This window comes from Mycobacteriales bacterium (assembly GCA_036497565.1).
GTDB lineage: Bacteria > Actinomycetota > Actinomycetes > Mycobacteriales > QHCD01 > DASXJE01.
This window is the reverse complement of the sequence record DASXJE010000180.1, coordinates 1-9,602: the sequence shown is the minus strand read 5'-3', so window position 1 is coordinate 9,602 and position 9,602 is coordinate 1. Positions and strand designations below refer to the sequence as shown.

Annotated in this window: 10 protein-coding genes; 4 read left to right on the top strand and 6 right to left on the bottom strand. The window is 69.7% G+C overall.

All coding sequences use genetic code 11. The features are described from left to right. Positions 1–35: 35 nt before the first annotated feature. The 3 genes from VGH85_15255 to VGH85_15245 form a co-directional block, all read right to left on the bottom strand. Entirely contained in the window at positions 36–794 is a 759-nt protein-coding gene (locus VGH85_15255) for an alpha/beta hydrolase (GenBank protein HEY2175163.1), read from the bottom strand. Positions 795–847: 53 nt separating this feature from the next. Then, positions 848–1,615 carry an MBL fold metallo-hydrolase gene (locus VGH85_15250; GenBank protein HEY2175162.1) on the bottom strand — a complete coding sequence of 256 codons (768 nt, stop codon included), beginning with the start codon at positions 1,613–1,615 and terminating at the stop codon, positions 848–850. A 136-nt stretch (positions 1,616–1,751) separates the two neighbouring features. Beyond that, a complete protein-coding gene (locus VGH85_15245; protein ID HEY2175161.1) occupies positions 1,752–2,459 on the bottom strand; it encodes a DUF262 domain-containing protein in 708 nt (235 codons plus the stop codon). A gap of 492 nt (positions 2,460–2,951) precedes the next feature. Here VGH85_15245 and VGH85_15240 point away from each other — a divergent pair, with 492 nt between their 5' ends. Continuing rightward, on the top strand, positions 2,952–3,563 hold the full coding sequence (locus VGH85_15240) for a TetR/AcrR family transcriptional regulator (GenBank protein ID HEY2175160.1): 612 nt from the start codon (positions 2,952–2,954) through the stop codon (positions 3,561–3,563). 36 nt (positions 3,564–3,599) lie between these two features. Here the strand turns inward: VGH85_15240 and helR are convergent, their stop codons facing one another. Then, the gene (gene helR, locus VGH85_15235) at positions 3,600–5,744 is read right to left on the bottom strand and encodes an RNA polymerase recycling motor ATPase HelR (GenBank protein ID HEY2175159.1); all 2,145 of its coding nucleotides are present in this window, start codon (positions 5,742–5,744) and stop codon (positions 3,600–3,602) included. 238 nt (positions 5,745–5,982) lie between these two features. Between helR and VGH85_15230 the strand changes: the two genes are divergently transcribed. Then, positions 5,983–6,402: a VOC family protein gene (locus VGH85_15230; GenBank protein ID HEY2175158.1), complete on the top strand. Its 420-nt coding sequence runs from the start codon at positions 5,983–5,985 to the stop codon at positions 6,400–6,402. 65 nt (positions 6,403–6,467) lie between these two features. After that, the gene (locus VGH85_15225; GenBank protein HEY2175157.1) at positions 6,468–7,352 is read left to right on the top strand and encodes a DUF4349 domain-containing protein; all 885 of its coding nucleotides are present in this window, start codon (positions 6,468–6,470) and stop codon (positions 7,350–7,352) included. A gap of 9 nt (positions 7,353–7,361) precedes the next feature. Here the strand turns inward: VGH85_15225 and VGH85_15220 are convergent, their stop codons facing one another. Further along, on the bottom strand, positions 7,362–8,246 hold the full coding sequence (locus VGH85_15220) for a PfkB family carbohydrate kinase (protein HEY2175156.1): 885 nt from the start codon (positions 8,244–8,246) through the stop codon (positions 7,362–7,364). Between the two features lie 154 nt (positions 8,247–8,400). Here VGH85_15220 and VGH85_15215 point away from each other — a divergent pair, with 154 nt between their 5' ends. Continuing rightward, entirely contained in the window at positions 8,401–8,751 is a 351-nt protein-coding gene (locus VGH85_15215) for a YciI family protein (GenBank protein ID HEY2175155.1), read from the top strand. Positions 8,752–8,773: 22 nt separating this feature from the next. Here VGH85_15215 and VGH85_15210 read toward each other — a convergent pair whose 3' ends face one another. Next, positions 8,774–9,544 (bottom strand): SDR family oxidoreductase, encoded by a 771-nt coding sequence (locus VGH85_15210; protein HEY2175154.1) that lies wholly within the window; start codon positions 9,542–9,544, stop codon positions 8,774–8,776. Between the last annotated feature and the right edge of the window lie 58 nt (positions 9,545–9,602).

The window sequence follows — 9,602 nt, the reverse complement described above, 5'->3', positions numbered from 1 at the left end:
CGATGATCGCCGCGGCGGTGCCGCAAGGCAGGGCGTCACGCCGTCCACAGCCGCCGCAGCCACGGGTCGACGCGGGCGAGCCAGTCGGCCGGGTTGTCGCGGTGCGGGAAGTGCCCGGCACCGGCGATCACGTCCAGTCGCCAATCCGGATGACGAGTGGCGGCGGCGCGGGCGAATGCGGGCGGGACGTAGTGATCGTCGCCGCCGTGCACGAGGAGGACCGGGCAGGTGACCCGGTCGGCCATGGCGTGGAAGGCGGCCGGTCGGAGACCGTATCGGGCGAGCGCCCGCAGGCCTGCCGCGCGATTACCCGGACCGGCAGCGCTGCGCGCCTGCCGGGCGCGCCGGCGACTCCGTACGTCGCGTGCGAAGAGCATGCGGTGGTGGGCGTAGTCGGCCGCGGTGGCCACGGCCGAGCGATCACCGCGACCGACCGGGAGGAATGGCGAGGTGAGGATCAGGCCGGCCAGCCGATCGGGCTGTGCGGTCGCGGTCAGCAGGCCGATGACGCCGCCCATCGAATGGCCGACGAGGACGCACGGTCGCGAGGTGTCGGCCAGCAGCGGCTCGAGCGCCGTGACCCCGGCCCGGAGCGGACCGTCGCCGGTGCGTAGCCCGGCACCGGCCGCCTCGACGGCGACCGCTTCACCGTGTACGGCGAGCCCAGGACCGACGCCCGCCCACTCGTCGACGTCACCGCCCAGGCCGGACACGCAGAGCAGGCGTCGATCGCCCGACCCACCAGGCGATCCCCACATCCGCGCCGGTCCGGAGAAGTCGGGAAGGAGGCTCACCGGGCTGGGGGTACGACGTATCGCCACGGTAGTCATCCTGCCCTGCGGTCGGGCTACAGCGTTGTGCTCTCCCCGGGACCGAGCAGGACGAGCCGCTCCTGCTCGCCCCGCCGGGCGAAGGCATCCGCGATCGTGTCCGGTCCCTGGGTGAAATGCTGCCAGCCCTCGGTGTGCACCGGGATGACGACGCCGGCGTCGAGGCGTTGCGCAGCCCGGGCCGCCTGGTCGCTGTCGAGAGTCAGGTTGGCATCCAGCAACGGGGACCGCGCGGCACCCGCGAAGAGCAGCGCGACGTCGATCGTGCCGACGCGGTCGGCGATGGTCCCGACGAGGTCGAGGGAGGCGTTGTCCCCGCTGACGTAGACGGTGGGCAGGTCGTCAGCGCGGAGCACGAAGCCCGTGACCTCTCCGGTCACGTCCGTCGTACCGTCGGGCCCGTGCTGCGCCGGTACGCCGGTCACCCACAGCATCCGACCGCCGGGCCGGGCGAGCGAAAAATCCTGCCAGGCCGGCAACGCGGTGGTGCGCCCGCCGAGCCGCTTTTCCGCGTCGGTGGTGCTGAGCACCAGCGGGACCCGGCCGAGCAGCGTGCGGCCGCCGTCGTCGAGGTTGTCCGGATGCTGGTCGTGCGAGAGCAGGACAGCGTCGATCGGGCCGATCTCGTCGAGTGGCACTACCGGCCCGCGGGTCTTGACGAGCGTCCGGCTGCCGACCGGATGGTCGCCGGGCGGGTCGAAGGTCGGGTCGGTGAGCAGGCGTAGCCCGCCTATCTCGATCAGGGCGGTCGGTCCGCCGATGAGGCGCACTGTCATCGAAGTCATGTAGTGATCCTGGCCCGTGCCGCCCTAAGTCCAAGTGCGGCATGCACCAAGGCGGCGATTCGCGGATCGGTACGACGCTGCGCGGCATAGCCGCCGCCGTACGTCTCGTAGTCGAAGTCGCCGGCGATTCGTCCGCTCATCGGGAGGCGCCGTCGGTACGTCGGAACCGGTCGGAGAGGCTTGGTCCGTCCGGCCCCCCGTGGACCCGCACGGACCATCTGGTCGTCTCTTGACCGAGCGCGATAGCCGGCACGACGTAGCCGCCGAACACCTCGAGTACCTCCGTTCCGAACTGGTCCATCAACCGCTCCCGCATCCCCGCGTCATTCCCGTGCTCGACGAAGCCGCGTTGCCAGCGCCGTCGTTCTGCATCCGGCCCGAAAATCAGGTGGAGCGGGAAGACGCAACGTTCCCACTCAGACTCCGTCGTACCGAGATCGGTCTCCTCCGGCACAGACATGACCGCCTCGTCACGATCCACATTCGGGTCGAGGCACGCGTTGATGTCGAGGTAGTACCTGAGTCGGCCGGACGAAAGTACCTGGTACAGCGAGGTAATGCGTTGCCGCCCGTCGATCAACAGCCATTCGGGTACCGGCGAAGACATAGGCGCGCCCACTATGGGACGCGACTCGAACCGTGTCTCAGGGTCTCCCGCGCGCAGGAGCATCACCGCGCCGATCGGATAGTTCAGCGAAACGCTGGCGATGAGGCTCGTGATCCACCCATCGCCCGGGGTCGTCTCCCGCTGAAACTCGGGAACCTGGATCCGGCCGTCGTGCGCCTGCTGGAGGAGTTCCTTGAGCCCGTCCCCGGTCCTGACGACGGCAGTCGTCGCTGCCATGGCCGGATTCTCGCATGAGCAGCGCGCGGTCGACCTTCTGCCAGCCCCGGCAGCTGACGTAGGCGGCGATCAGCAGGATCGTCAGCAGCCCGTCCCAGACCAGGACGTCGGTCGTTCCGTCGATATGGCCGTGGGTCGCATAGCCGATGGCGAGCGCGGTGAGCACCAGCTTGTTGGCGATGACCAGCTCCCATACGCCCCGGTGCCCGGTGGGGTTGAGCGCCAGCAGGGTGAACAGGCCGGCGAAGAGCGCGAATCCGCACAGGCGCCACGTCTCCACGACGACGGTCTCCGAGGAGGCGTTCAGCACCGTCGGGATGCCCGAGAGGGTGGCGGCCAACGCACTGAGGGCTGCGAGCGCCATCAATCCTCGGGTGATGCGGAACATGGCCACCGACCTCCTGCCCAAAGGCGACGGTGTGTCGCCATAGGCTAGGATGACAGAGTCGGTTCGGCGAGGCAACCTGTCTGAACCGTGCACCGAGGAGGGTGATGGCGACGGTCCCACCGCGTCGGCGCGGTTCGTCAGACACGGCACGTCGGCCCGGCGGTCGTACGGCTCGTGCGAGCCAGGCCATCCTCGACGCGACCCTCGCCGAGTTGGTCGAGGTGGGTTACGGGTCCCTCGCCCTCGACCGCATCGCGGCCCGGGCCGGGGTGCATCGCTCGACCGTGTACAGGCGCTGGGCCAACAAGGAGGAACTCGTCGTCGACGCCGTTCTTGCGTCAGCGGCGCGCGACGTGCCCACCCCTGACACCGGGTCGGTCCGAGGCGATCTCCGGGCGCTCACCCACGCCATCGTCGGCACCCTCTCCGCACCGATCAGCCTGACACTGCTGCGGACCTACGTCGCCGAGTCCGGCAGGGCACCAGGCATCGACGCGGTCGCCACGTCGTTCTGGGCGCAACGCTTCGCGCTCGCCGGCTCAATCATCGAGCGGGGAATCGAGCGGGGTGAGCTCGACCCGCATACCGACGCCGATCTGCTGATCGAGACTCTGGTCGCGCCGCTCTTCCTCCGGATTCTGGTCACGGGAAAATCGGTCACCACCAAGTACGCCGACCGCATAGTCGAGCTCACCCTCGCCGCCCACTCCGCGTAATTCCAACTCGGACGGAGTTCACCGCCACCGCCGCGGTCACCGGCTTGTGAGGATGACCAGTTGCTGGGTCGCGCGGGTCATCGCGACGTAACGGTCGACCGCTCCCTCGATGCCGTCGCCGAACCTCTCCGGGTCGATGAGAACGACCAGGTCGAACTCGAGTCCCTTCGCCAGCTCGGGCGTCAGCGACCGGATGCGGCGCGTCGCCGGGAACGACGGATCGCCTATGACGCAGGCGATTCCGTCGGCGTCAGCGGCGAGCCAGGTGTCGAGGATCGAGCCCAGATCCGACGCCGGTCCGTGTACGACGGGCACGTCGCTGGAACGGATCGAGGTCGGCACATTGGCGTCCGGAAGCACGGCCCGGATGACCGGCTCGGCTTCGGTCATGACCGCTTCGGGTGTCCGGTAGTTGATGCTCAGGGAGGCCAGGTCGATGCGGCCGAGCCCGATGCGCTCGAGCCGCTCCTGCCACGACTCGGTGAATCCGTGCCTGGCCTGAGCGCGGTCTCCGACGATGGTGAAGCTCCTCGACGGGCAGCGCAGCAGCAACATCTGCCACTCCGCATCTGTCAGCTCCTGGGCCTCGTCCACGACGATGTGCGCGAACGGGCCGGCGAGCGGATCAGGGTCGGCGTTGGGCAGTGCGTCGTCGACCAGGGCGCGCTGCAGGTCCTCCTTGCGCAGCATCGACATCATCTGCATGTCGGAGTCGTCCGCGGCGATCAGGTGGTCGATGACCATGGACATCTGATCCCGTTGGCCGACAACGGCGGCCGCTTGCCGCCGCTGACGTCGGGACGCCTCCGGGTCGCCGAGCCGCTGCCGCGCCGCGTCCAGGAGCGGTAGGTCGGGCACCGTCCAGGACTGGGCGTCCTCACGTCGCAGCGTCCGAACGTCATCGGCATTGAGCCAAGGCGCGCACTTGCGCAAATAGGCGGGGACCGACCACAGGTCTCCGACGAGGTCGGGTGCTTCGAGCAGCGGCCACGCGCTGTTGAAGGTTGCGAGCAGTTCTTCGTTACGCAGCAACGACTTCCGGACGAGGTCGGGGGAGTCGTCGCCGCCGTACTTGTCCATCAGAATCGTGAGCAGCGTCTCCCAGATCTGGTCCCGTGCCTCGTTGTGCGGAGTACCGGGGTCTGGTGTCTCGAACGCCTCGGCCCAATCGGCCGCGCTCAGCCAGATGTCAGACCGGTCGGTCGTGACCGTCATCCCTTTGGTGGGGGGCTCCTCGTAGAACCTGACGGCCGCTTCGATCGCCGTCACCAGGTCCGCAGACGACTTCAGGCGGGCAACGTCCGGGTCGCCTTCGACGGCCGCCGCAGGTCCCTCGGGGACGAGGTCCCGCAAGGTGCAGGTCTGCACGCCTTCCTCTCCGAGACTGGGCAGTACGTCGGCGACGTAGGCCAGGTAGGGCTGATGCGGACCGATGAACAGCACGCCGCCGCGGTGGTGACCGAGGCGCGGGTCGGAGTAGAGGAGGTAGGCGGCGCGGTGCAGAGCCACCACGGTCTTCCCGGTCCCCGGACCGCCGTCGACGACGAGAGCGCCGTGCGATCCCGCACGGATGATGGCGTCCTGGTCGGCCTGGATGGTGCTGAGCACGTCCCGCATCCGGGGCGACCGGGTGCTGCCCAGGCTGGCGATGAAGGCGGATTGGTCGTCCAGCGCGGCGTGCCCTTCGAACCCATCCGGGGCAAACACCTCGTCCCAGTAGTCGTTGATGCGACCGCGGGTCCAGCGATACCTGCGGCGACTGGCCAGACCCATCGGGTTGGCGTGGGTCGCGCCGAAGAACGGCTCAGCCGCGGGCGTGCGCCAGTCGAGCAGCAGCCGACGACCCGCGCTTTCCGTAAGGCCGAGTCGTCCGATGTAGACGGGCTCGGGGTTGTCTTCGTGAACCATGTGTCCGAGGCACAGGTCCAGACCGAAGCGACGCAGGGTGCGCAGGCGGGTGGTCAACCTGTGGATCTCCATGTCCCGGTCCATCGCCTTCCGGCCTGAGCCGGCAGGCGCCTTGCGCTCGGTGTCGAGGCGGTCGGACAGCTCGACGATCGACTGCTCGAGGCTCTCCGCGATGGCCGCGAAATGCTCCTCATCGCCGGCGATCAGCGCCGGGTCGGCCTTGGGAGTGAGAGGGGCGGGCAGGTCAAACACGCTGGTAGTCATGAGGTTCACGTCATCGGCTCCGATCTGAGCTTCCGCGGCCCGGTGATTTTGCGGCACGACCCGGGTCTTGCGGCAAGCCCCCCACTGCGATATAAATTGAAAGTGGCAGGGAGAGGGTTTTCTCGTTGCCCTTTCTTTTTGCCCCGGGGTCTTTGAATGACCTCCTCGCTGAACAGCGATGTCCCAGCCACCTGGTTCACTCGGAGCTGACGGCGATGAGGGAGGCGGAGTGGCAGGAAAATGGGGCGTGACCTTCGATTGTGCGCAACCGGCGAAGCTGGCGGCGTTCTGGAGCCTGGCGCTGGGCTACGTCGGGGCCTCGCCACCGCCGGGGTTCGACACCTGGCCGGACTGGTTCGTTCACGTCGGTGTTCCGGAAGAGGAGTGGGATGACGGCGCCTACCTCCACGATCCCGACGGCGTGACGCCGGGCATCTCGTTCCTCAAGGTGCCGGAGTCCAAGGTCGCCAAGAATCGCGTCCACCTCGACGTGCAGGTCAGCGGTGGCCGCAGCGAGGCTTCCGATGTCCGGACGTCGAGGATCACCGAGACGGTCGAGCGCCTGGTCGAGGCGGGCGGGACGGTCATCCGCGCGGACAACATCGACGGCACGCTCGACCACATGGTGATGGCTGATCCAGAGGGCAACGAGTTCTGCGTCGTGTGAGGACGATGGAACCGACGGGCTGGTCGTCGAGTCTAGGTGGATAGGACCCGGCGAGAGGAGCCGTCATGGCGGCACACCAACGGTTTCCGCGATCGCCGGCTTGGCCTCGCACCGCCGTCGGGACCGGTCTCGCCGTGGCCCTGCTGATCGTGGCCGCCGGCTGCACCGGATCGACGGAGACGTCGGGGTCGGCCTCCGGAGGCGCCGCGGATCGCGCTCCGAGCGCCGCCACGGCGGCTCCGAAGACCGTTCAGCCGGCCTCCGGTTCGCTACAGAGCCGGGACGTCGTACGCACCGCGACACTCGACATGCGGACCGACGACGTCGACCGCGCGGCAAATACCGTGCTGCGTCTGGCGAGCAAGAATCAGGGCCGGGTGGACCGTGACCAGCGCACGACGACGCACGGACGGCGTACGGCCGAAGTCGTGCTGCGCGTGCCCCCGACGGCGTTGGAGGCCGTCATCGGCGAAGTCGACTCGCTCGGCACCGAGATCAGCCGATCCGTTCGCGGAGAGGACGTCACCGCGTCGAAGGCGGACATCGGCGCGCGCGTCTCGACGCTCGCGGCGAGTGTCAAGCGGCTCCAGGGCTTCCTGGCACACTCCGGCAGCATCTCCGATCTCGTGTCCTTGGAGAGCCAGCTGACCCAGCGCGAGGGCGATCTCGAGTCGATGCAGGCCCAGCAGCGGGCGCTGTCGGACCAGATCGCGCTCGCCACGCTCACCGTCGACCTGGCGATGCGCGGAACGCCGGTCCGGGCCGCCAGCGGCCCCGCCGGTTTCGGCTCGGCGCTCGCGGGCGGCTGGCACGCGCTCGTCGTCAGCCTGCGCTGGATTCTCGCCACACTCGGCTACGTCGCCCCGATCGCACTGGTGCTGGCGCTCGCCGCGGTCGGCGCCGTCGTGCTCCGCCGGAGGCGGCGGCACAATACCGCTCCGGCCGGCTGAACGGCGGTCCTACTCGCCGGCCGCCGTCGGCAGGACGAGGTCGGCCGGGCGGAGCGTCATGGTCATCGGCCCGGCGACGGTGATGGCGCGAGCGACCACCTGCGAGGCCGCACGGATCGCATCGCCCCAGGTCGAGCCGCGCATCCTCGCGGCGATGACCGCACCGGCGAACGTGTCACCGGCGCCGTCCGGGTCGACGACCTGCTCGGCGGGCGCGACCGCGGGAATGGTCAGGTCGAGCCGCCCGGCCCGCAGCCGCGCCCCGTCAGCCGCCATCGTGCGGCACACCGCCGTACCGGCCCCGACCAGGTGATCCTCGTCGAGCCCGAGCGCCTCCAGCTCGCCCTCGCTGGGGAAGAGGACGTCGGCCTGCTCGCAGAGCCGCCGGACGGCGGCCAGCCCGGCCGGATCGTCGAGTTCGGCGCGCAGGTTGGGGTCGACGGACACGGTCGCGCCGGCCGCCCGGCCCCGGCGTACCGCCTCCACGACGGTCGCGGTCGTCGTGCCACCGAACAGCAGCGCCGATCCCGATACGTGCACCCACGTGGCCTGCTCCGGTCGGCGGTCCAGGTCGCTCAGGTCCAGGGCGGTGGCGGCGCTGCCGGCGACGTGGAAGTCGAATCTCCGCGAGCCGTCCGGGTCGTAGTCCACCCGGGCGGTGGCGGTCGGGAGACCGGCTTTGGTGACGATGGCCGAGGGGTCGGCGACGACGGCCGCCAGCGTGGCCCGTATGAGGTCTCCGGCATCGTCGGCGCCGACACCGCCGAGGAACGTGGTGGGTACGCCGAGGCTGGCGGCGGCCCACGCGGCGATCGCCGGGGCTCCGCTCGCCTGCGGCGCCAGGCCGGGATCGCGGGGGAGGATGACGATCGGCTCGCCGGGGATCAGCAGCATGGACGTCCTTGAGGCAGGAGGATCGGCTCGGTCAAGTTTTATCAAGCGGGCTGTCCATCAGGGACCGACCCGTTCGTCGTACCGGATGTACATGGCCCCGCGGCGGAGCACCGACGAGGGACGCCCATCAGAGACAAGGCGGAGAGTGGTTGCGATGAAGTACATGATGTTGGTCTGTTTCGATGCGGCACGGGCGAATGCGGACTCCTCCGCCGACAGCTCCGAGCAGGACGGCGACGAGAGCTTCCCGTGGCTGGACGAGGTGACGGCCAGCGGCGTACGCGTCGACGGCGACATGCTGCGCCCGTCGAGCGAGGCCGCCACGGTGCGGGTGCGCAACGGCGAGGTCCTTGTGACCGACGGTCCGTTCGCCGAGACCAAGGAGGCCATCGTCGGCTTCGACATTCTCGAGTGCGCGGACCTCAAGGAGGCTGTGCAGATCGCGTCGCGGCACCCGGTGGCGGAGGGCGGTTCCATCGAGGTACGGCAGTTCTGGCACGGCTGACCTCCCGGTGCACACAGCACCGTCAGCCGCGGCCGAGAAACGGCATCCCGGTCGCGAGGATGGTCGTCTGCGGCACGCTGACGGTGACCGGGAGCGCGGCGAGGTGGGCCACCAGCTCACCGACGTGGACCGGATCGAAGGTCGGCTCGGCGGCGCTCGTGCCGTCGGCCTGGCCGATACCGGCCGCGATCGACTCCGTCATGGAGCTTGCGGCGTTGCCGATGTCGATCTGGGTACAGCTGATCAGGTGGCTACGGCCTTCGAGGCCGATCGACGCGGTCAGCCCGGTCATGGCGTGCTTGGAGACGGCGTAGGAGACGCTGTCGGGCCGCGGTCGCTGCGCGGCGACCGAGCCGATGTTGATGATGCGCCCGCCTTCGGGCCGCTGGGTCTTCATGATCCGGACCGCATACTGGGCGCACCGGAAGCTTCCGGTCACGTTGACGGCCAGCACCTCGTCCCACTGCGCCGGCGTTACGTCCTCCAGAGGCCCGGCGGGTCCGGCGATGCCCGCGTTGTTGACCAGGACGTCGACGCGGCCCCACTGAGCCATCACCCGGGCGAACGCGTCGTCGACCGCAGTCAGATCCGAAACGTCGGTGGGTAGAGCCAGCGGCGGGGTCGCTGGGGGGACGACCAGGGCGGCCGTCTCCTCGAGGGTCGCGGCGGTGCGGCCGAGCAGCGCCACCCGGAAGCCGGCGGCCGCGAGGGCGAGCGCGCTCTGCCGACCCAGGCCGGTCCCAGCTCCGGTCACCACCGCAGTGGGCACGGGCGCGGGGTCGCGATCGGTCATGGCTGCCTCCCGGTTTCCTCCGAGCGTGGAGACTAACGCGGCAGCCGATTCGCGTGCC